Genomic DNA, 20891 nt, shown 5'->3' on the forward strand with positions numbered 1-20891 from the left:
CCGCGCGAGACGGTGCCTACGACGGGCCTACGACAGGCCTACGACAGCGTCGTGAGCGCGATCTCGCCCGTGGGTGGGGCGCCCGCGGCGGGCAGGGTGACGCGCATGGTGCAGCCGGTCTCGGTGTCGGCCACCTCGATGCGTCCGCCGTGCAGCTCGACGGCCCACCGCACGATCGCCAGGCCCAGCCCCGTGCCGCCCGTCGAGGTCTGCCCGGTGGTGGCCGGGTTGTTGCCGCGGACGAACCGCTCGAAGATCTGCGCGCGCTGCGCGGCGGCGATCCCCGGCCCGTTGTCGATCACGTCGATGCGCACGTCGCCGCCCACGCGGCTGGCCACGAGGCGCACCTCGTCGTCGACGGGGGAGTGCCGCGCCGCGTTGTGCAGCAGGTTGGCCACCACCTGGTGCAGGCGCTCGGGATCGCCCGGGACCGTCAGGTCCGCCGGCTCCACGGTGACCGTGAACCGCAACCGCTTCGCCGCGCCGACGAGCTGCGCGCCGTCGGCCGCCTCCTGCAGGAACTCCGACAGCCGCACCTGGCTGATGTCCAGCGGGGCGTCGCCGGCCTCCAGCCGGGACAGGTCCAGCAGGTAGGTCACGAGCCGACCGAGGCGCTCGGTCTGGGCGAGCGCGGCCTCCATGGTGGCGGGATCGGGTTCGTCGACACCGTCGACGATGTTCTCCAGCTGGGCCTGCAGCGCGGTCACGGGCGTGCGGAGCTCGTGCGAGACGTTGGCCACCAGCTCGCGGCGGAACTGGTCGGACTGCTGCAGGTCGTCGGCCATGGTGTTGAACGCCGAGGCGAGCTGACCCACCTCGTCGGCGCTCGTGGCCCGCACGCGCCAGGAGTAGTCGCCCGACGCCATCTGGCGCGCGGCGTACGTCATCTCGCGCAGGGGCGAGGTCATGCCGCGCGCGAGCACCTGCGTGACGACCAGCGAGATCGCGATCGCCAGGGGCAGCGTGCGCGTGGGCCCCAGGTGCCGTGACAGGCCCACCCAGGTGATGAACGACGCGAGCGTCACCGTGGCCGCGACGAGGATGCCCAGCTTGATCTTGATGGAGCGGAACCGGTCGAGCGGGCGCACGTCGGGCAGCCGCTGCTGCCCGCGCACGTGACGAGGCGCAGGCATGCGCTCAGGCGCCGTCCTGGCCGTCGCCGGCAGCCCCGTCGGCCGCCGCGGGCTCGAACGCGTAGCCCACGCCGTGCACCGTGCGGATCAGGTCCGGGCCGAGCTTGCGGCGCAGCGCCTTGACGTGGGAGTCGACGGTCCGGGTGCCGCTGGCGTCCACCCAGTCCCAGACCTCGGCGAGCAGGCGCTCACGCGTGAGGACGGTGCGCGGTGTCGCCGCGAGGGCGAGCAGCAGGTCGAACTCGGTGGGCGTCAGGTGCACCTCGGCGCCCGCCCGCTGCACGCGTCGCTGGGCGCGGTCGATCACCACGTCCCCGATCGCGACGGGCGGGTCCGGCTGCGACGCCTGCGCGATCTCCGCCGCGCGCGCGGCGCGCTCGGTGCGGCGCAGCAGGGCCTTCGTGCGCGCGACCAGCTCGCGCATCGAGAACGGCTTGGTCATGTAGTCGTCGGCGCCCACGCCCAGGCCGATGAGCATGTCGGTCTCGTCGTCGCGCGCGGTCAGCATGAGCACGGGCACAGGCCGGTCGGCCTGGATGCGGCGGCAGACCTCGAGGCCGTCGATGCCGGGCAGCATGACGTCGAGCACGACGACGTCCGGCTGTAGCGCGGCAGCGGCGCTGACCGCGGCCAGCCCCTCGCCGACCGCCTCGACGGCCCAGCCCTCGGCGGTGAACCGTCGGGCGATCGCCTGCGCGATCGCCGGCTCGTCCTCGACCACGAGCACCGTGGTGCCGGGCCGGGCGGACGAGGGCGCCTTCGCCCCGTTCGTGGTCATCATGAGCCCAGAGTGGCACAGCGCCGGGGAGCGCGAGCGGTGCCGCGGCGGTCCCGCCCGTGGACGAACGCTGGCGGCGCGGGTGCGCCCACTTATGATGGGCACCACCATGAGCAGCTCAAGTCGCTGCCGGCGTCGCGCCCGAGGCCACGTCCTCGCGCTCGACCATGCCGGCCACCTCACTGAACTGTCCGCCGCCCCGAGCAGCCGGGGCCCACTGTGCTGAGCGAGTGGCTCCTCGTCGCCCTCGGCATCCTCCTCACCCTCGGCACCGCGGTGTTCGTCGCCGGGGAGTTCTCGTTCGTGACGCTGGACCCTGGCGTCGTCGAGAAGCAGACCTCCCGCGAGGACCGCCGTGGCCAGAGCGTGCTGCGCGCGCTGCGCCGGCTGTCCACCGAGCTGTCGGGCGCCCAGGTGGGCATCACGCTGACCACGGTCCTGCTCGGCTACACCACGCAACCCGCGGTGGCCCGGATGCTGCGCGGCTGGTTCGACGGGTGGGTGAGCGCCGCGCTCAGCGGCGTCCTGGCCGTCGTGCTCGCGCTCGTGCTGGTCAACGGGTTCTCCATGGTGATCGGCGAGCTGGTGCCCAAGAACTTCGCCATCGCCCGGCCCATGGCCACGGCGCGCGCGGTGGTGCCGCTGCAGAGCGGGTTCACCACGGCCCTGCACCCCGTCATCACCTTCTTCAACGGCAGCGCCAACACCCTGCTGCGACGCTTCGGCATCGAGCCGCGGGAGGAGCTCTCGGGCGGGCGCTCGCCGCAGGAGCTCGCGGCGCTCGTGCGCCGGTCGGCGAAGGAGGGCACGCTCGACGAGTCCACCGCGACGCTGCTCACCAACTCGATCGACTTCTTCGAGCTCACGGCGGTCGACGTCATGACCGACCGCCAGCGGCTCGTCGTGGTCCGCCGCGACGACTCGGCGGCCGACGTGACGGCCCTCGCACGCGCCACGGGCCACTCCCGGTTCCCGGTGATCGGCGACTCGAACGACGACATCGTCGGGCTGGTGCACGTGCGGCGGGCCATTGCCGTCCCGTTCGAGCGCCGCGCCGACGTGCCCGCGGCCGCGCTCATGGTCGACGCCCCTCAGGTCCCCGAGACCGTGCACCTGGGTCCCCTGCTGGTCGAGCTGCGCGAGCAGGGCCTGCAGATGGCCGTCGTGGTCGACGAGTACGGCGGCACCTCGGGCGTCGTGACGCTCGAGGACGTCGTCGAGGAGCTGGTGGGGGACGTCGCCGACGAGCACGACCGCCGGCGCACGTCCGCCGCGCGCGCGGCCGACGGGTCCTGGCACCTGCCCGGCGTGCTGCGGCCCGACGAGCTCACTGAGACGACCGGCCTGCGCGTGCCCGACGAGGGACCGTACGAGACGCTCGGCGGCCTGCTCATGGCCCGCCTGGGCCGCATCCCTACCGAGGGCGACGCGATCGACGTCGACGGCGTGCTGCTCCAGGTGGAGCGCATGGACGGCCGGCGCGTGGAGCGCCTGCGGGTGGTGGCGCTCGATGACGACGAGTCGGGCCCGGAGCAGGGGGAGGGCGCATGAGCAGCACCACTGCTCTTCTGATCGCCGCGGCCCTGCTGGCCGCGAACGCGTTCTTCGTCGGCGCGGAGTTCGCCATCATCTCCGCGCGCCGCAGCGCCATCGAGCCGCGCGCGGAGGCGGGCGACCGCCGCGCCCGCACGGTCCTCTGGGCGATGGAGAACGTCTCGCTCATGCTCGCGTGCGCGCAGCTGGGCATCACCGTGTGCTCGACGAGCCTCGGCGTGGTGGCGGAGCCGGCCATCGCGCACCTCATCGAGGAGCCGCTCGAGGCGCTGGGGCTCAGCCCCGACCTCACGCACCCCATCGCGTTCGTCGTCGCGCTGCTCCTGGTCGTCTACCTGCACGTGGTCCTGGGCGAGATGGTGCCCAAGAACCTCGCGGTGGCGGGGCCGGACCGTGCGGTGCTGATGTTCGGCCCGCCGCTCGTGTGGGTGGCCCGCGTGGTGCGCCCGATCATCCTGGGCCTGAACTGGCTCGCCAACCACGCCCTGCGCGCGGTCGGAGTCGAGCCGAAGGCGGAGGTCTCCTCGGCGTTCACGGCCGAGGAGGTGCAGTCCATCGTCGAGCGGTCGCAGGCCGAGGGACTGCTCGAGGACTCGCAGGGGCTCCTGCGCGGCGCGATCGAGTTCTCGGACCGCACCGCCCGCGACGTGATGGTCGCGACCGACGCGTTGACCACCCTGTCGCTGGGCGCCACCCCGGACGCCGTCGAGCACCTCGTGGCTCGCACCGGCTTCTCGCGGTTCCCCGTGGTGGACCACGGGGGCGCCGCGGTCGGCTACCTGCACCTCAAGGACGTCCTGTACGCCGACGCGTCCACCCGCAACGAGCCCGTGCCGCCGTGGCGCGTGCGAGCGCTGGCCGTGGTGGGCCCGGACGACGAGGTGGAGGACGCGCTGGCCGCCATGCAGCGGTCCGGGGCCCACCTGGCCCGTGTCGAGGACGACGGCGTGATCGTCGGCGTCGTGTTCCTGGAGGACATCCTCGAGGAACTGGTGGGCGAGGTGCGCGACGCCATGCAGCGCGAGCAGGGTCCCGGCGCTCGCCGCTGACGAGTTCTACAGACCCTTCACAAATGGCCCGATGTGTCCCGATCGGAGGGGCAAGGGCCGGGCTGTCGCGCGATCTGCGGCGTGTCGTGCGGCGTGTCGCGATCGCCGCGCCGATCGGATGCCTCGGGGGGCCATTGGACACCCGTCCAGGGGCTTGGAACCGATCTCACGAGCCGTTATGGTTTCGTGATCGCGCCGGCGTCGACGTCGGCGGGTGCGGTTCGCGCCGTGCCGGACGGAGGTCGAGGCGGAGCCCGGACTGCGTCAGCGTCGAGTCAGTCAGGGGTCGTGCGTCGTGCGGCCCGCTCAACGAACGGGAGGTGCTGTGGGGTCGACCGAGAACGTGTCTCCCGCAGCGCCGATGACCCGTCGTGAGATCCGCGAGGCGGAGCGGCGCGCGCAGGAGCAGGCAGCCGCGAACGCCTCCGCGCCGGGCGTCGCACCGCAGCCCGCGACCCGCCGCGCCCCGTCGGCCCAGTCCGTGCAGCAGCCCCGCAGCGCGCAGCCCCGCGCGACCGTCGACACGGCGGCCCGGGTGCCCTCCTGGACCTCCGGCGCGGCCATCACCGCGGGCCGGACGCCGCAGCCGGCCGCGCCGGCCCAGCAGCACCACAACACGGTGCGGCAGGTGGTCGACCACCCCGCCCGCGCACCCCGCCCCCAGGAGCAGCCGCCGCGCGGCACGGCCCAGGGGCACACCGTGCGCGCCGGGGGCGTCACCGCTCCGCTGGACGCCCGCGCGGCGATGCCCGTGCGGGAGACGCCGGTGCGGGAGACGCCGGTTCGGGAGACGCCGCTGCAGGACGCGCTCGTGCGCGACACCTCCGCGCCAACCGCCGCCACGGCCCCGGCGGCCGAGCGGCCGATGACCGCCTTCCAGGCGGCCCGCTACGTGCCGTCCCACGCGGGACAGGCTGCACCGTCCACCGCCGCCCCCGCCGGCATGGTGCCCGGGCAGGTCGGCGGCTCGTGGCTGTCCGACATCCGCCCGGTGGACAAGCGACTGAGCGAGCCCGAGACGCCGCGCGCGGACGTCGAGGCGTCCCACGAGCCCGCGACGATCGCCCTCCCGGCCCTGACCGAGCACGACGAGGCGCCGGCGCTCGCCGCCGACGAGCAGTTCGCTCCCGCGCCCGAGCAGGCCGCGCCCTCCGGGGTCCGCGAGCCCGCGGCGGCTGGCGTCATCGAGGCCGCGCAGTCCGCTCCCGCGCCGGCGCGAGAGGTGGCGGCAGCGCGCACCCGTCGCGCGCCCCGCGCCTCGTCGCACCCGATCCCCGCGCACCCGGGTCGGCGCCCGGGCCGTGCCGCCATGCGCCTCGGCGTGCTCGCGGCGCTCGCCGGCGTGACGGTCGTGATCCCCGTGAGCCAGGGCGCCATCGCCGGCGCCGAGGTGCTGTCGGGCGAGCCGCTGACCAACGCCACGCTGCCCAGCACGGTGAGCGCGCTCACCGCCGCTCCCGCCTCGCTCCTGCCGCCCGCCTCGCTCATGCCGGTCGACGGTGGCGTCCCCGTCCGGGCCCTGGCGGCCGCGGCCAGCCGCAGCGAGGTCCGCTCGCCGCTCCCGGGCTGCAACCCGAACGCCGGGCACGAGGGCGCGAGCAACGGCCTGCTGCCCGAGACGTTCCTGTGCACGTTGTGGGACTCGCACACGCAGCTGCGGGCCGACGCTGCCTCCAGCCTCGCGGAGTTCAACGCCGCCTACGTCGCCCGCTTCGGCGCGGACATGTGCCTCGTGTCCGGCTACCGGACCCTGGCCCAGCAGCGCAGCGTCAAGGCGAGCCGCGGCAGCTTCGCGGCGACCCCGGGCAAGTCGAACCACGGCTGGGGTCTCGCCGTCGACTTCTGCGGGACGCTCACGTCGGGCGAGCGGTGGGACTGGCTCAACGAGAACGCCAAGGCCTTCGGCTGGGAGAACCCCTCGTGGGCTCGCCCGGGCGGCAGCGGCCCGTACGAGCGTTGGCACTGGGAGTACCTCAAGGGTGTCAAGGCCGACGGGGAGTACTACGGCTGATCGGGCCGTCGGACCGCGCGGTGCGCATGCCGCCGGGCTGAGTCGCCCGGACCCCCATCGGGCCTGGGCTGGGCGCCCGGACCCCGACGGGGGCCTGGGCTGAGTCGCCCGGACCCCCGTCGGGCCTCACTCCAGGCGCAGGCCCCAGGTGATCTCGTGCACGTCGTCCCCGCCCAGCTCCACCAGGTCGTCGCCCGTGCGGAACGCGTCCGCGATGCACGACATCGGCTCGACCGCCACGCCCCGTCGCTCGATGAGCGGGATCCCGTCGCCGGTGCAGACCTGCCACGCCGCGCAGCCGCTGTCGGCCCACATCGCGACCGTGCGCCCGTCGCCCGACGCCAGGCGCGCCCAGGTGAGGCCGTCGTCGTCCCGGTCCGGCTCGACCCAGGCGTCGTCGAAGGCGATGCCGCGCAGCGCGGTCCCGCCGCGCAGGTCGAACACGCCGCTGACGGGCTCGTGGCCCGTGGGGAGCAGGCGCTCGTCGACCGTCACGTGCCGCGAGGCGCCCAGCGTGAGCGTGCACCCGTCGACCGAGGCCTCGCCCGGTGACAGCCACGGGTGGAAGCCGACGCCGTACGGCGCGACCCCGGGGCTCAGGTTCTGCGCCGCGGTGTGCACCACGAGGCCGTCGGCCGTGAGGGTGTACGTGACGCGCACGCGCACGGCCCACGGGTAGCCGGGCGTGGGCACGATCGTGTGCTCGAGGGTGACGGACGTGCCGTCGTCGGCCTGTTCGACGGCGTCGAAGGCCACATAGGCGACCAGGCCGTGCAGGGCGTTGCGCCGGCCGTGCTCGGTGACCGGCACCTCATAGGTGCGACCGTCCCGGTCGAACTCGCCGTCGGCGAGGCGGTTGGGCCACGGCGCGAGCACGGCTCCCGAGAACGCGGGGGCGATGGCGTCCTCGTCGAACGGCAGCACCACGTCCCGCGCGCCGACGCGGTACTCGCGCAGGCTGGCGCCGACGGCCGTGACGACGGCGTGCTGATCGCCGAGACGGAGGGTGTGCTGGAGGCCGGTCGGGTTGGTCACGCCCACACGGTAGTGGCCGCGCGCGCCGCCGTGCCCGCTTGTTCGTCCGCGTCGGCGAGCCGTCCGGGCGGGTGACGCCGGCAGTCGCCCGGCTCGGTCAAGTCGGGCGTCCGCACGGCCGATGACCAGGCATGGCCTCCGTGCTCGTCGACTACCGGTACGCGACGTCGTCCACGCTCCGGGCGGAGGGTGACCACGCGGCGCTCGGGCTGGCGAGCACCGATTCCGGGACGTTCCTCGATGCGTTCGCGGAGCGTGCCGACGTGGTCGCGAGCGGGTTGCTGCGCGTGGGCGAGGTGGCCGCGACCCGCTTCTACGAGCATCCGTCAGCGATCCGCGCCAAGATCGCGCTCGCGGACCCCATCATCACCGTGGAGGACGGCACCGTCCGGTTCGAGTCGCTGTCCGCCTGCTGCGGCGTGGCGGCCCGGCTCGACCTCCTCGACGAGGCGCTGACCTCCACCACCCGCGCGTCGGGCACCACGAACGTCGACCTCGGGCCCACGGTGCGGCGGTTGCTGGCCGGTGTCCGCCGCCAGCATCCGCTCCGCATCGTCGTCGGCCGGACCGGGCTGGAGGTGGCGACGCTGGACGGGCAGGCGCACGAGCGCATCGTGGACTTGCCCTCGCGATGGCTCCGCTCGCTGGCCGAGTTGCAGGCGCTGGCGTCCCGGATGACGCTGCTGGCCGAGCTCGACGCGTCGCAGGCGCGCGCGTTCCTGCGCTCGCTGCCCGCCCGGGTGGGCGACCAGCCGTTGTGGGCCCAGCCGGTGGGAGGCGGGTTGCGGCTGGGCAGCAGCCCGGTCCCCGGGGCCGCCTCGGTGGGAGCGCCGCACCGGCTGCGGGTGCTCGAGCCGGTCCTGCGTCACGCCACCGCGCTGCGGGTGTTCGGCACCACGTCGCGGTCCAGCGCGGCCTCGTGGTGGGAGGTCACGCTGCCCGGTGCGCGCCTGGGACTGGGGCTGAGCCCGGCGGCGTCCCGCGGGTTCTCGGGGGAGGGCGCTCTGCTCGACGACCTGTCGGCCGACGACCCTCAGGTGGAGCTAGCGCGCCGGGGGCTGGTCGGGTACGACCTGGCGCAGGGCCGGTACTTCGCGCGCGCGCTGCCGTTCGGGCGCTCCGTGCTCGACGAGGCGCCCCGCGCGAGCAAGGCGCGTCGGCTCGTCGCAGCGGGCAAGGTACGCGCCGAGGGCGACCGGATCCTCGTGGCGGGCTCCTACGGAGAGCACGCCGTGCACCTCGCGTCTGGCCAGGAGACGTGCACGTGCCGGTGGTACGCGGAGCATCGGGGCGACAGAGGACCGTGCGCCCACGTGCTGGCTGCGCGGCTGTGGCGGGAGGAGGGCGCATGAGCGAGCCCGTGGGCGACGACCTGGCCCGGATCTGCAGCGCCCTGCGCGCGGCGGACCTGCCCGGCGCATTCGCTGCCGCACGGGAGGTGCCGCCCGCGCGCAAGGCCGCCGTCCTGGCCGCGCTCGAGTCGGTGGCCCCGCTGTTCGACCACGACTGGAGGTTCTCCGGCGCCGATCCTCGCGGGGTGCCCTCGCAGGAGTGGCCGGCTCGCGCCGCGCTCTTCATCGTCCGCGCCGCGCTCGCCGCGGCCCCCGCCCAGGTGGCCACCGAGATCGCGTCGGCGTGGTGGGTGGCCGAGGACAAGCCGGGGCAGGAGGTGTGCGCGCTCGTCGAGCCGCACCCGCCGGCGTGGCGCGCGAAGCTCGTCGGCAGCCTGCTGCACGGCCGCGCCGTCAGCTGGGGGCCCGTGCACCACCTGGTGCTGACCGGGCTGGTTGAAGCGCCCGACGATCCGCTGTACGCGAGCGGGCTGCTGGGCGGCATGCGCTGGGCGTCGCTGCCCGCAGCACGCGCCGCCGATCCGTCGCTGGACGAGCTGCTGCACCGCCTGTGGAGCATCCCGGACGTCGGGCGCCGCATCGGGGACGCATACGGCAGCGACGGGACGTGGGCGCGGAACCTGGAGCTCGCGCCGGACCGCAGCGTGCACAGCGAGGAGGAGTGGGCCGGCCTGCTCGACGCGTGGGGCGCCAACGATGCCGCGCGGCGCCCGGCCGTCGTCGACGGGTGCCTCGCGGCGCTGGCCGGGGCGGGCGGCACCCGCACGGGAGACCTGCGCGGCTGGGCTCTGGTGCACGGCCGTATCCAGGTGACGCTCGACGAGGCGTGCGAGCGGCAGGCCGCCTACCTCGACCTGGTCGCCGCCGGGGCGCCCCCGTCGGCCGCGATCGGGCGCGCCCAGGCGGCGCTGCTGCTCCGCGCCGGGCGGCTCGACCCCGGCGCCCTCCTGGATGTCACGCCCGATGTGCTGGTGCGGCCCGAGAAGGGGGCCGTGCGCGAGCACCTGGCGTTGCTGACCTCCGCGGTGAAGTCCGGGCTCGTCGACCCTGCCGCGTGCGGCGCCGTCGTGGCTCCGGTCGCTGACCAGGTGCCGAGCGGCGTCGGCCCGGTCGTCGAGCGCCTGCTCGCGCTGTGCGGCACCACCAGCTCGGCGCCCGCACCTGTCACGGAGGCGTGGACGCCGCCCGTGCCGGTGGACGTGGCGCCGCGGCCCGTGGAGCCGGTGCGCACCACCGACGAGCTCGTCGACCTGCTCGTGCACGTCCTGCACGACCCGAGTGATCCGCTCGAGGTCGAGCGGGCCGTCGACGGCATGGTGCGGCTGAGGGACGTCCCGTCCGGCGTCGGGCACGCCCTGCCGCGGAGCGACGACGGGCTGTCGTACCTGGTGGGCAGGTGGCTGGGTGAGCAGCCGACGACGACGCACGACTTCGGCTCCGTCAGGCGGATCGCGTACACCCACGACCCGTCCACGATCCCGCCCGGTGTGCCGTCGCAGCGGTACGAGGGTTACCCGATGTCCCGCTTCCTGCAGGCGGACGGGACCTACATCGAGCACAAGACGGTGAGCTGGTCGTGGGAGCACACCGTGGAGCGGTGGCTGCCGAGCGATCTCGTCGGGGCGCGACTGCACGAGCTGGGCCGCCTGTTCTCCGGGCCGCCCGTCGGGATCCTCGCCTTGCCGACCGCGGGTCATGGCACGGTGTCCGTCGACGCGTTCCTCGCACGCCTGCGCGCGCAGGTCGACGCCGGTGCACCGCTGACGGGCCGGGACGTGGCGACGGCGATCATGCGCGTCGACCCGGCCGACCGAGCCGCGCTGCGGGCGTCGGGCGCGCTCGGCGAGCAGGCGCTCATCTGGCTGGACCGCACCGAGGCCTCCCGGACCTGGCAGTGGGGTGCGAACGAGCCGCACACCTGGGTGAACGGGCCGACGACCGTCGGGCCGCTCGCGCTGTGGACCGCGGCGACGCCCGAACCGGCCGACGGACGGCCGGAGGACCCGGTGCGCTGGTGGTTCGACACGAGCACCGTGGTCGACCACTGGGGCGGTCACCTCGTCTGGGGGCGGCGCGGCCACGGCGCCTCGAGCTCGGCGCTGCTGCACCTGCCGTCGCACCCCGACGTCGCTGCCGTGCACCTCCAGCCTGAGGTGATCACGTCGATCGAGGACCCAGACGCCGACCTCGGTGGAGTCCTGCGGGCCATGGCCGACCGGCGCGTGCCTCTCGGCGGGCCCGCCACCGACCTGCTCCTGTGGGCCGGGTCGTACCGCAGCGCGCGCACCCGGGCCGCCTCCGCCGAGGCCATCGCGACGGCCGCGCGCGGGGGCGTGCTGGACGGCTGTGTGCTCGGCGAGGGCATCCTGCGCCTCGTGGGGCCGGGCGCCGGTCCGTTCCTGCAGAGCTCGTTCCACCTCGAGCCGGAGCCGCCCAAGCTGACGCGCATCGCCGCGACGCTCGCCGACGCGGCCCGCATCGACGAGCACGGAGAGCTGGCGGTGCTCACCGCGGTGGTGACCTGCCTGCCCGTGCTGCGCGTCCTGCGCGGCGGGGTCGCCCTGCTGGAGATCGCTGCGGGGATCGCCGAGCGGTGCGGGCTGCGCGTGGCACTCCCGGAGCCGCTCGACGCGCTGGCCCGGGGGAGGGCGAGCACGCGGACCGCGCAGGAGGCGCGGCGGCTGGCGGGCGTGGGACGGACGGCCGTGCTGTGGGCACCGGCGGCGCGGTAGGCGTTCGCTCGCTCGCATTGATGGCGTTCACCCGCGAGGGTGACGTTGTCGCCGGTTGTGGACAACGGGCCGTGCGGGGCCTTCGGTTCCCCTAGGGTTCGGCACCACGTAGTGGGGCGAATGGGTAGGAACCGGGCGGGGGGCCGATGGACGGCGTGGCGATTCTCGAGGGCGAGGTGCGCGAGCTCATCCGCCGTCGCGGGCTCGACCCCGTCCGCGACCGTCCGGGCGTCCACGCCCTGGTCACGGACGCGATGGCCGACTACGACGAGCGCTCGGTCGTCGGCTCCGTGCCGCCGCTGCCGGATCCCGCCGCGGCGCACAAGGCGGTGGTCGACGCCGTCGCGGGGCTCGGGCCGCTGCAGCGATATCTCGACGACCCCGAGGTCGAGGAGATCTGGATCAACAGCCCGAGCCAGGTGTTTGTCGCGCGCAAGGGCGAGTCTGAGCTCACCACCACCATGCTGACGGACGCGCAGGTGCGCGACCTGGTGGAGAAGATGCTCAAGGCCTCGGGAAGGCGGCTCGACCTGTCCAGCCCGTTCGTCGACGCCTCGCTGCCCGGCGGCGAGCGCGTGCATGCGGTCATCCCGGACATCACCCGGCGCGACTGGTCGGTCAACATCCGCAAGTACGTGGTGCGGGCGTCGTCGCTCGACGAGATCGTCGGGCTCGGCAGCATCACGCCGCACGCCGCCGCGTTCCTGTCCGCAGCGGTCCGCGCGGGGCTGAACGTCATGGTCTCGGGGGCCACGCAGGCGGGAAAGACGACGCTCCTCAACGCGCTCGCGGGCTCGATCGGGCCGCGCGAGCGGGTCATCAGCTGCGAGGAGGTCTTCGAGCTGCGCCTGACGGCTCGCGACTGGGTGGCGATGCAGTGCCGCCAGCCCAGCCTGGAGGGCACGGGCGAGATCCCGCTGCGCCGCCTGGTCAAGGAGGCTCTGCGCATGCGCCCCAGCCGCCTCATCGTCGGGGAGGTGCGCGAGGCCGAGGCGCTCGACCTGCTGATCGCGCTCAACGCAGGGGTGCCGGCGATGTGCACCGTCCACGCCAACTCGGCGCGCGAGGCGCTCACCAAGCTGTGCACCCTGCCGCTGCTCGCGGGGGAGAACGTCTCCGACCGGTTCGTGGTGCCCACCGTCGCGGCCGCGGTCGACCTCGTGGTGCACCTGGACCTGGATGCCGGCGGTCGCCGTGCGGTGCGCGAGATCGTGGCGGTGCCCGGGCGCGTGGAGCAGGGGGTCGTCGAGACGGCCGAGCTGTTCGTGACCCGCGGTGAGCGGCTGGTCCGAGGCGAGGGATTCCCGCCCCATGCGGAGCGCTTCGCGCGGCTCGGCATCGACCTCGCCGCGCTGCTGCGCGCCCGGGACTGAGGGCGGCAGCGGATGGGAGTGGTCGTCGGGCTCGTGCTCGGTGCGGGCCTCGCCTGCGTGTGGTGGTCGTTCTGGCCGCGGGAGGCCTCGGTCGACGCAGGGCTGGCGCCCACCTGGCGTGCCCGCACCCAGGACACGCTGGTGCAGGCCGGCGTCACCGGGGTCACACCCGGCGGATTCGTCGCGGCGAGTGCGCTGCTCGCGGTCGTCGTGCTCGCCACCGGCCTGGCCGTGACGCGGACGCCCTCGATCGCGGTCTGCTTCGCGACGTTCGCCGCGTTCGGCCCGTGGAGCATCCTGCGCGGCCGCGCCCGACGGCGCCGGGTACGGCTGCGCGAGCTCTGGCCCGACGTGGTCGACCATCTCGGGTCCGGCATCCGCGCGGGCCTGTCGCTGCCGGAGGCCGTCGCGCAGCTGGCCGAGCGCGGGCCCGCCGAGCTGCAGGCACCGTTCCGGGCGTTCGCGGAGGACTACCGCGCGACGGGCCGTTTCGGTGCGTGCCTCGACCGGCTCAAGGCTCGGCTCGCCGATCCCGTCGCGGACCGGATCGTCGAGGCGTTGCGGCTGACCCGCGACGTGGGAGGTACCGACCTCGGGCGGCTGCTCCGGACGTTGTCGACCTTCCTGCGGGACGACTTGCGCGCCCGTGGCGAGCTGGAGGCACGCCAGTCGTGGACGGTCAACGCCGCGCGCCTGGCGGTAGCCGCGCCGTGGCTGGTGCTCGCGCTCCTCTCCACGCGCACCGAGGCCGCGGAGGCCTACGACACGGTCGCCGGGTTCGCGGTGCTCGTGCTCGGGGGCGCGTGCACGCTCGTCGCCTATCTGCTCATGCTCCGCGTGGCGCGGCTTCCCGAGGAACCACGGGTGCTGCGGTGAGCCCGGCGGTGACGGGCGCCGCCATCGGCATGCTCGGCGGTCTCGGGCTCACGCTCGTCGTGTCCCGCCTGCGCTCGCGGCGCATCACGCTGGACCAGCGGCTCGCGCCGTACCTGCGACCGCAGCGGACGTCCTCCGGTCTGCTGGGGGAGCCGGTGGCGCGGGGACCGCTCACCGCGCTCGAGCGCCTCGCGGCACCCGTCATGGCCGACGGCATCCGCCTGGTGACGCGCATCGGGTCGCCGACGGCGGACCTGCGGCGACGTCTGGCGCGGGCCGGCCGTGCGGAGAGCGTCGAGCAGTTCCGTGCGGGGCAGGTGGTGGGCGGCGTGCTCGGCCTCGCCGTGGGACTCGCGCTCGCCCTGGTGCTGGCCGCGTCGCGCCACACGGACCTCCCGCCGCTCGTGGTCCTGGTCGGCGTGTGCGGAGTCACCGGGCTGCTCGCGCGGGACTGGGCGCTCACGCGGCAGGTGCGCGCCCGCGAGGCGAGGATGCTCGCCGAGCTGCCGACCGTGGCCGAGCTGATCGCCCTCGCCGTCACGGCCGGGGAGGGCGCGGTGGGCGCTCTCGAGCGCGTGGTGCGCACCTCGCACGGCGAGCTCACTGCCGAGCTGGCACGCACGCTCGCCGACGCGCGGTCGGGCACGCCGGTGACGACGGCTCTCGACCGGCTCGCGGCTCGCACCGGGCTGTCACCTCTGGCTCGCTTCGCCGAGGGCGTCGCCGTGGCGCTCGAGCGGGGGACGCCGCTGGCCGACGTGCTGCGCGCGCAGGCGCAGGACGTACGCGAGGAGGGGCGCAGGGCGCTCATGGAGTCGGGCGGGAAGCGCGAGCTGGTGATGATGATTCCTGTCGTCTTCCTGATCCTCCCAGTCACGGTCATCTTCGCGGTCTTCCCGTCCGCCGTCGTCCTGCGGATGGGCCTGTGAGCGGCCGCCGCGCGCGTGCGCCCGTCGGGGTCACCCCCGCCTCGCGGGGACGAGATCCACTTCGGCACCACCACGACACGCCCCTGGCACGCCACGCCGGACCGGCCACCACCGACGAGACGAAGGACCACCATGGCGACGCAGACCACCACCCCGCCCCCGCAGGGCCGCCTCGCGCGGCTGCGGCCGCACGCGCTGGCCGCGACAGCCTGGGTCACGCTGACCCACCGGCTGCACGCGCTGCGCGACGACGACCGAGGCGACGTCCCGGGATGGGTGCTCGTCACGCTGATGACCGCCGGCCTCGTGACCGTGCTGTGGGCGCTCGCGAAGACGACGCTGGGCGACGTCTTCTCCGACGCCCTCAGCGACGTCGCGCCCTGACACGGAGTTTTCCGACCGGCGACGCCGGCTCGGCCATCGTCGACTTCGCCCTCATCGGCGGCCTCGTGACGGTCGTGTTCGTCTCCGTCCTGCAGCTGACGCTGGTCCTCCACGTGCGCAACACGCTCGTCGACTGCGCGAGCGAAGGCGCTCGGTACGGGGCGCTCGCGGGCAACGACCCCGCCGATGCCGCGTCTCGCACACGCGCGCTGCTCAGCCAGTCGCTGTCGGCGAGGTTCAGCCAGGACGTGAGCGCGGCCCGCGTGCACCGCGACGGGCTCGAGCTCGTCGAGGTCGAGGTGCACGCCCCGCGGCCGCTGATCGGACTGATCGGCTCGGGCGGATCGCTCACCATCCACGGACATGCCCTGGCGGAGGTCCCGTGAGGCCGTGGGGTGCTGTGGCGAGCGGAGATGACGGCAGCGCGATCGTCGAGTTCCTGGGCGTGACGCTGGTGCTGCTGGTGCCGCTCGTGTACCTGGTGCTGGTGCTCGGCCGGGTCGAGGCCGCCACGTTCGCCGCCGAGGGCGCGGCGCGCGAGGCGGCGCGCGTCTACGTCCGGTCCGACGACACGAGCCAGGCGGTGCATGGTGCCCTCGCGTCGGTGGGCATCGCGCTCGCGGACCAGGGCTTCGACGACGCGCCCGCCGATGCCCTGCAGATCAGCTGCACGCGGCACCCGTGCCTGACGCCGGGCGGCGATGTCGAGGCGCGCGTCGAGGTCGTCGTCGGGCTGCCGTTCGTCCCCGGATTCGTCCGCGACGTGGTGCCCCTCGAGATCCCCGTCAGCGCGACCCGCGCCGCACCGGTCGACGACTTCCGGGTGGCGGCGGGATGAGCGGGATGAGGGCCCGGCGCGGCGACGACGGGCAGATCATGCTGCTCACGCTCGGCTTCGTCGTGGTCGCGATGCTCCTCGTGTCCGTCGTCGTGTCGGCGGCGGGCGTGCACCTGGAGCGCAAGCGGCTGCTCGCGCTCGCCGACGTGATGGCGTTGGAGGCGGCCGACGCGGTCGACGACGACGCCTACTTCGCTTCCGGCGCGGGCCGCGGGGATCCGCGCACCGAGCCGGCAGAGGTCTCGACGGCGAGCGTCCGCCGCGCGGTCGGCGCTTACCTGCACGACAACCCGGCGGCAGCGACACGGTGGAGCCGGTTCGCCTACGACGCGAGCGCGGTCGACGACGGCGCGACGGCGCACGTCGAGCTCGTGGCCGTGGTGCACCCGGTCTTCTGGTCCTGGGTGCTCAAGCCGTGGAAGGACGGCATCACGATCTCCGCGGAGTCCGACGCCAGCGCACGGTGAGGCGACGTCACTCCGAGTCGGCGCAGGCGAGCCCGCCCCGAGCGGGTAACCTGGACGGTTGTGGCCACCACCGACTTCCCCGCCGAGCTCCGCGATCTGCGCACCACCCTGGGCTCCATCCAGGCAGTGAGCGACCCCGAGACGCTGAAGGCCAAGATCGCGGCCCTGTCCGAGCAGGCCTCCGTGCCGAACCTCTGGGACGACCCCGAGGCGGCGCAGAAGGTCACGAGCGCGCTGTCCGCGGCGCAGTCCGAGCTCGACCGCGTGAGCAAGTTCCGCGGGCGCATCGACGACCTCGAGACCCTCGTCGAGATGGCCGTCGAGATGGACGACGAGGACACCCTCGCCGAGGCGGAGGCCGAGCTCGTCAAGATCCGCAAGGACCTGGGTGAGCTCGAGGTCCGCACGCTGCTCGCCGGTGAGTACGACCAGCGCGAGGCGGTCGTGACGATCCGCGCCGGTGCCGGTGGCGTCGACGCCGCCGACTTCGCCGAGATGCTCCTGCGCATGTACCTGCGCTGGGCTGAGCGCCACAACTACCCGACCACCGTGATGGACACGTCCTACGCGGAGGAGGCCGGGCTGAAGTCCGCCACCTTCGAGGTCAAGGCGCCCTACGCGTTCGGGCACCTGTCCGTCGAGGCGGGCACCCACCGCCTGGTGCGCATCTCCCCGTTCGACAACCAGGGGCGTCGCCAGACGTCGTTCGCGGCGGTCGAGGTGATCCCGCTCATCGAGCAGACCGACTCGGTCGAGATCCCGGAGTCGGAGATCAAGGTCGACGTGTTCCGCTCGTCAGGCCCCGGCGGCCAGTCCGTCAACACCACGGACTCCGCCGTGCGCATGACGCACATCCCCACGGGGATCGTGGTCTCCATGCAGAACGAGAAGTCGCAGATCCAGAACCGCGCCGCGGCCCTGCGCGTGCTCCAGTCCCGCCTGCTGCTGGTGCGCAAGGCGGAGGAGGACGCCAAGAAGAAGGAGATGGCCGGCGACATCAAGGCCAGCTGGGGCGACCAGATGCGCTCGTACGTGCTCCAGCCGTACCAGATGGTCAAGGACCTGCGCACCGAGCACGAGGTGGGCAACCCGGCCGCGGTGTTCGACGGCGACATCGACGACTTCATCGAGGCAGGCATCCGGTGGCGCAAGGAGCAGGAGATGGCCGCCAGCTGATCGCCCGCTCCGCGATCCCCGACGACCCCGTCGTCGCCTGCGCGCCCAGACGGGCCGCGCGGACGACGGCGGGGTCGCTCCCATCTGCGGCCATGCCGACGTGCCTGGCCGCGCGTGACCGGGGGAGGGGCACCTGCCGAGCCGGTGGTTGTCCACGGATTCGGCCCGGCAACCGCGGACAACCACAAGGTCGGCCGCGTCGGCGGGGCAGCCGGCCTCCGAGTGCGCGAACCGGTGGTTGTCCACGGATCCGAGTTCGTCACCGCGGACAACCACCGGGTCGGCATCGTCGGCCCGTGAGCCGGCGTGCGGATCCACTCGACCCTGTGGTTGTCCACGGACCCGAGTCCGTAACCGCGGACAACCACAAGGTCGGCCGCGTCGGCGGGGGAGCCGGCGTGCGAGTGCGTGCGAACGGGTGGTTGGCCACGGACGGAGGGCCGTAACCGCGGACAACCACGAGGTCGGCCGCGCCGGTGGGGGAGCGGCCTCCGAGTGCGCGAACCGGTGCTTGTCCGCGGACCCGAGTCCGTAACCGCGGACAACCACGGGGTCGGCATCGTCGGGCCCGCGGGCAGGAGCCCGGATCCAATCGAACCGGTGGTTGTCCACGGATTCGGCCCGCCAACCGCGGACAACCACAAGGTCGCCCGGAAGCCAGGCACAACGAGAAAGGCCCCCCGGCGCCGCAGCGCCGGGGGGCCTTCCTACGTGCTACTGGTCAGCTCACTTGGTGAGCGGGGCCAGCGTCGCGTCGTTCGCGTAGACCTCGGCAGCGTTGTCCTTGGTCACGATCTTCGGCTCGAGCAGGTAGGACGGGACGACCTTGACACCGTTGTTGTAGGACTTGGTGTCGTTGATCTCCGGCTGCTCGCCCTTCTGGACGGCCTGGATCGCCTTGATGGTCTCGGCGACCAGCTCACGCGTGTCCTTGTAGATCGTCGAGTACTGCACGCCCTGCATGATGAGCTTGACCGACTCGACCTCGGAGTCCTGGCCGGTGATGACCGGGACCTCGGTCTGGCCAGCCTGCTTGACCGAGGTCAGCACGCCGCGGGCCAGGGTGTCGTTCGGGGACAGGACGCCCTGGAGCTCCGTGCCGTCCGCGTAGTTGGCCGACATGATGGTGTCGAAACGCTTCTGGACGTTCTCGGCCTTCCAGCCCTGCGTCGCGACCTGGTCGAACGTGGTCTGACCCGAGACGACCTTGAGCGTGCCGTCGTCGATCTTCGGCTGCAGGATGCTCATGGCGCCCTCGAAGAACGGCGTGGCGTTGGCGTCGTCGGGCGAACCGGCGACGAGCTCGATGTTGTAGGGCTTGTCACCCTTGAGCTTGCCCAGACCGTCGAGCAGGGCCTGGCCCTGGAGCTCGCCGACCTTGAAGTTGTCGAACGCGATGTACTGGTCGACGGCGGGCGTGTTCTTCACCAGGCGGTCGTAGGCGATGATGTAGGCGCCAGCGTCCTTGGCCGCCTGCAGCTGGCTGCCCAGCTGCGAACCGTCGATGGCACCGACGACGATGACCTTCGCGCCCTGCTCGGTCATGGCCTGGATCTGGTTCTGCTGCTCCGGAACACCCGAGTTGCCGAACTGGACGATCGGCTTGAAGCCGGCGTCCTTCAGACCGTCGTTGAACAGCTGCTCGGCGAGCACCCAGTTCTCCGAGGTCTTCTGCGGGAGAGCAACACCGATCGTCGCGTCAGCCGGGAAGCCGGGCAGGGCCGCGGCCGAGCCGGACGACGTCGGCGTCGCCTCGGAGTCGCGGTCGTCAGAGGAGCACCCGGTGAGCGCCAGTGCTCCGACCGTGCTCGCAGCGATGAGCGCTACGGCGATCTTCTTCATGGGAACTACTTTCTGTTGGGCACCCGGACTGGGTGCAGGGTGTCTTTCCGTTCGGGTGGTGACTCAGCCGCGAGCGGCCGTCTCGCCATCGGCCACTGCGACCGAGGCGGACTCCTCGTTGCTTTCGGAGACGAGCTCCTCAGCACGCTTGTTCTTGCCCTTGAAGATCAATCCGAAGATTGACGGGCGACCCTGAACCTTGTTGTAGACGTCGAAGGCGACGGCGGCGAGCAGCACCAGACCCTTGATGATCTGCGTCTGCCCGGACCCGACACCCAGGAGCGCCAAGCCGTTGTTGAGGACGGCCATCACCAGACCACCGATGACGGACCCGACCACGGTGCCGACACCGCCGGAGACGGCGGCGCCACCGATGAAGACGGCCGCGATCGCGTCCAGCTCCCAGCCGACGCCGTCGGACGGGCCGGAGGAGGTGGAGCGTCCGGTGAAGACGATGCCGGCGAGCGCGGCGAGCACGGCCATGTTGGCCATGACGAAGAAGTTGACGCGCTTGATGTTGACGCCGGAGAGCGCCGCAGCGGAGCGGTTGCCACCGACGGCGTAGACGTGGCGGCCGATGATGGTCCGGTTGGCGACGAAGCTGTAGACGATCACCAGGACGAGCAGGATGCAGCCCGAGATCGGGAACGACGTGCCCGAACGGCCCGAGCCGAACAGGTAGGTCAGGTAGGCGACGACGGCGCTGAGGATGACCGCACGCAGGATGACCGCCATGGGCGCGACGTCCTGGAGGTTGTTGCGGCGGATCTTGGCGACCTGGCGCAGCGCGGACCAGATGATGAAGGCGATCGCGAGGATGCCCAGCAGCAGCGTCGAGTTGTTGAGGCCGGTGTTCGGACCCCACTCGGGCAGGTAGCCGGAGCCCATCTTCTGGATGCCCTCGGGGACGGGCACCGAGTTGCTCTTGCCGATGACCTGCTGGGCACCGCGGAAGATGAGCATGCCTGCGAGGGTGGTGATGAAGCCTGGGATGCCCACGTAGGCAACCCACATGCCCTGCCACATGCCGATGACCAGGCCGACGCCGAGGCCGAGCAGCACGCCGACCCACCACGAGATGCCCCAGTCACGGATGGCGAGCGCCACCACGATGCCGGTCACGGCCGCGACCGATCCGACCGACAGGTCGATGTGCCCGGCGATGATCACCAGCACCATGCCGACCGCGAGGATCAGGATGTACGAGTTGCCGTTGATGATGTTCTGGGCGTTGGTGGGCGTGAGCACCTTGCCGTCGGTGCGCCACTGGAAGAACACCAGGAGCGCGACGAGCGCGATCACCATGCCGAACTGACGGATACCGCCGCCCAGCAACTGCTTGAATGCTTCCTTCATCGGTTC

18 protein-coding genes are annotated in these 20891 nt (G+C 73.2%); 13 read left to right on the plus strand and 5 right to left on the minus strand.

Annotated features, from left to right (window positions below):
• Positions 1 to 38: 38 nt before the first annotated feature.
• Complete coding sequence (locus QRT05_RS14045) at positions 39 to 1133, minus strand: HAMP domain-containing sensor histidine kinase (RefSeq protein WP_289447958.1); 1095 nt, start codon at positions 1131 to 1133, stop codon at positions 39 to 41.
• A 4-nt stretch (positions 1134 to 1137) separates the two neighbouring features.
• A complete protein-coding gene (locus tag QRT05_RS14050) occupies positions 1138 to 1914 on the minus strand; it encodes a response regulator transcription factor (RefSeq protein WP_289447960.1) in 777 nt (258 codons plus the stop codon).
• Between the two features lie 216 nt (positions 1915 to 2130).
• Between QRT05_RS14050 and QRT05_RS14055 the strand changes: the two genes are divergently transcribed.
• From QRT05_RS14055 to QRT05_RS14065, 3 genes are all read left to right on the plus strand, one after another.
• The gene (locus QRT05_RS14055; RefSeq protein ID WP_289447961.1) at positions 2131 to 3462 is read left to right on the plus strand and encodes a hemolysin family protein; all 1332 of its coding nucleotides are present in this window, start codon (positions 2131 to 2133) and stop codon (positions 3460 to 3462) included.
• A complete protein-coding gene (locus QRT05_RS14060) occupies positions 3459 to 4514 on the plus strand; it encodes a hemolysin family protein (protein ID WP_289447962.1) in 1056 nt (351 codons plus the stop codon). Before QRT05_RS14055 ends, QRT05_RS14060 begins: the two co-directional genes overlap by 4 nt.
• A 361-nt stretch (positions 4515 to 4875) precedes the next feature.
• A complete protein-coding gene (locus QRT05_RS14065; protein WP_289447963.1) occupies positions 4876 to 6525 on the plus strand; it encodes a D-alanyl-D-alanine carboxypeptidase family protein in 1650 nt (549 codons plus the stop codon).
• Positions 6526 to 6651: 126 nt separating this feature from the next.
• On the opposite strand, the gene QRT05_RS14070 is transcribed toward QRT05_RS14065, so the two are convergent.
• On the minus strand, positions 6652 to 7560 hold the full coding sequence (locus QRT05_RS14070; RefSeq protein WP_326522655.1) for an aldose 1-epimerase family protein: 909 nt from the start codon (positions 7558 to 7560) through the stop codon (positions 6652 to 6654).
• Between the two features lie 131 nt (positions 7561 to 7691).
• On the opposite strand from QRT05_RS14070, the gene QRT05_RS14075 reads away from it, so the two are divergent.
• The 10 genes from QRT05_RS14075 (at position 7692) to prfB (ending at position 17687) form a co-directional block, all read left to right on the plus strand.
• On the plus strand, positions 7692 to 8912 hold the full coding sequence (locus QRT05_RS14075; RefSeq protein WP_289447965.1) for a hypothetical protein: 1221 nt from the start codon (positions 7692 to 7694) through the stop codon (positions 8910 to 8912).
• Positions 8909 to 11644 carry a hypothetical protein gene (locus QRT05_RS14080; RefSeq protein ID WP_289447966.1) on the plus strand — a complete coding sequence of 912 codons (2736 nt, stop codon included), beginning with the start codon at positions 8909 to 8911 and terminating at the stop codon, positions 11642 to 11644. The genes QRT05_RS14075 and QRT05_RS14080 overlap by 4 nt, the downstream gene beginning before the upstream one ends.
• Positions 11645 to 11790: 146 nt before the next feature.
• Positions 11791 to 13017 (plus strand): CpaF family protein, encoded by a 1227-nt coding sequence (locus QRT05_RS14085; protein WP_289447968.1) that lies wholly within the window; start codon positions 11791 to 11793, stop codon positions 13015 to 13017.
• Positions 13018 to 13029: 12 nt separating this feature from the next.
• A complete protein-coding gene (locus QRT05_RS14090) occupies positions 13030 to 13893 on the plus strand; it encodes a type II secretion system F family protein (protein WP_289447969.1) in 864 nt (287 codons plus the stop codon).
• Positions 13890 to 14822 (plus strand): type II secretion system F family protein, encoded by a 933-nt coding sequence (locus QRT05_RS14095; RefSeq protein ID WP_289447970.1) that lies wholly within the window; start codon positions 13890 to 13892, stop codon positions 14820 to 14822. The genes QRT05_RS14090 and QRT05_RS14095 overlap by 4 nt, the downstream gene beginning before the upstream one ends.
• 132 nt (positions 14823 to 14954) lie before the next feature.
• Positions 14955 to 15206: a hypothetical protein gene (locus tag QRT05_RS14100; protein WP_289448257.1), complete on the plus strand. Its 252-nt coding sequence runs from the start codon at positions 14955 to 14957 to the stop codon at positions 15204 to 15206.
• 35 nt (positions 15207 to 15241) lie between these two features.
• Positions 15242 to 15592, plus strand: a complete 351-nt coding sequence (locus QRT05_RS14105; RefSeq protein ID WP_289448247.1) for a TadE family protein — start codon at positions 15242 to 15244, stop codon at positions 15590 to 15592.
• A 14-nt stretch (positions 15593 to 15606) separates the two neighbouring features.
• Positions 15607 to 16044: a pilus assembly protein gene (locus QRT05_RS14110; protein WP_289447971.1), complete on the plus strand. Its 438-nt coding sequence runs from the start codon at positions 15607 to 15609 to the stop codon at positions 16042 to 16044.
• Between the two features lie 5 nt (positions 16045 to 16049).
• Positions 16050 to 16511, plus strand: a complete 462-nt coding sequence (locus tag QRT05_RS14115) for a hypothetical protein (protein ID WP_289447972.1) — start codon at positions 16050 to 16052, stop codon at positions 16509 to 16511.
• 60 nt (positions 16512 to 16571) lie between these two features.
• Positions 16572 to 17687, plus strand: coding sequence for a peptide chain release factor 2 (gene prfB, locus QRT05_RS14120; RefSeq protein WP_289447973.1), 1116 nt, complete (start codon positions 16572 to 16574; stop codon positions 17685 to 17687).
• A gap of 726 nt (positions 17688 to 18413) precedes the next feature.
• Here the strand turns inward: prfB and QRT05_RS14125 are convergent.
• Together QRT05_RS14125 and mmsB are read right to left on the minus strand one after the other, a co-directional pair.
• The gene (locus QRT05_RS14125; RefSeq protein ID WP_289447974.1) at positions 18414 to 19529 is read right to left on the minus strand and encodes a substrate-binding domain-containing protein; all 1116 of its coding nucleotides are present in this window, start codon (positions 19527 to 19529) and stop codon (positions 18414 to 18416) included.
• 63 nt (positions 19530 to 19592) lie between these two features.
• On the minus strand, positions 19593 to 20885 hold the full coding sequence (mmsB, locus tag QRT05_RS14130; RefSeq protein WP_289447975.1) for a multiple monosaccharide ABC transporter permease: 1293 nt from the start codon (positions 20883 to 20885) through the stop codon (positions 19593 to 19595).
• Between the last annotated feature and the right edge of the window lie 6 nt (positions 20886 to 20891).

The sequence above is a fragment of the Cellulomonas edaphi genome (assembly GCF_030362815.1).
Lineage (GTDB): Bacteria > Actinomycetota > Actinomycetes > Actinomycetales > Cellulomonadaceae > Cellulomonas > Cellulomonas edaphi.

Coding starts and splice junctions, on each gene's coding strand:
- QRT05_RS14045 (WP_289447958.1), bottom strand. CDS start 1,133: ATGCCTGCGCCTCGTCACGTGCGCGGGCAGCAGCGGCTGCCCGACGTG.
- QRT05_RS14115 (WP_289447972.1), top strand. CDS start 16,050: ATGAGGGCCCGGCGCGGCGACGACGGGCAGATCATGCTGCTCACGCTC.
- QRT05_RS14080 (WP_289447966.1), top strand. CDS start 8,909: ATGAGCGAGCCCGTGGGCGACGACCTGGCCCGGATCTGCAGCGCCCTG.
- QRT05_RS14065 (WP_289447963.1), top strand. CDS start 4,876: ATGACCCGTCGTGAGATCCGCGAGGCGGAGCGGCGCGCGCAGGAGCAG.
- QRT05_RS14085 (WP_289447968.1), top strand. CDS start 11,791: ATGGACGGCGTGGCGATTCTCGAGGGCGAGGTGCGCGAGCTCATCCGC.
- mmsB (WP_289447975.1), bottom strand. CDS start 20,885: ATGAAGGAAGCATTCAAGCAGTTGCTGGGCGGCGGTATCCGTCAGTTC.
- QRT05_RS14100 (WP_289448257.1), top strand. CDS start 14,955: ATGGCGACGCAGACCACCACCCCGCCCCCGCAGGGCCGCCTCGCGCGG.
- QRT05_RS14050 (WP_289447960.1), bottom strand. CDS start 1,914: ATGATGACCACGAACGGGGCGAAGGCGCCCTCGTCCGCCCGGCCCGGC.
- QRT05_RS14125 (WP_289447974.1), bottom strand. CDS start 19,529: ATGAAGAAGATCGCCGTAGCGCTCATCGCTGCGAGCACGGTCGGAGCA.
- QRT05_RS14075 (WP_289447965.1), top strand. CDS start 7,692: ATGGCCTCCGTGCTCGTCGACTACCGGTACGCGACGTCGTCCACGCTC.
- QRT05_RS14090 (WP_289447969.1), top strand. CDS start 13,030: ATGGGAGTGGTCGTCGGGCTCGTGCTCGGTGCGGGCCTCGCCTGCGTG.
- QRT05_RS14060 (WP_289447962.1), top strand. CDS start 3,459: ATGAGCAGCACCACTGCTCTTCTGATCGCCGCGGCCCTGCTGGCCGCG.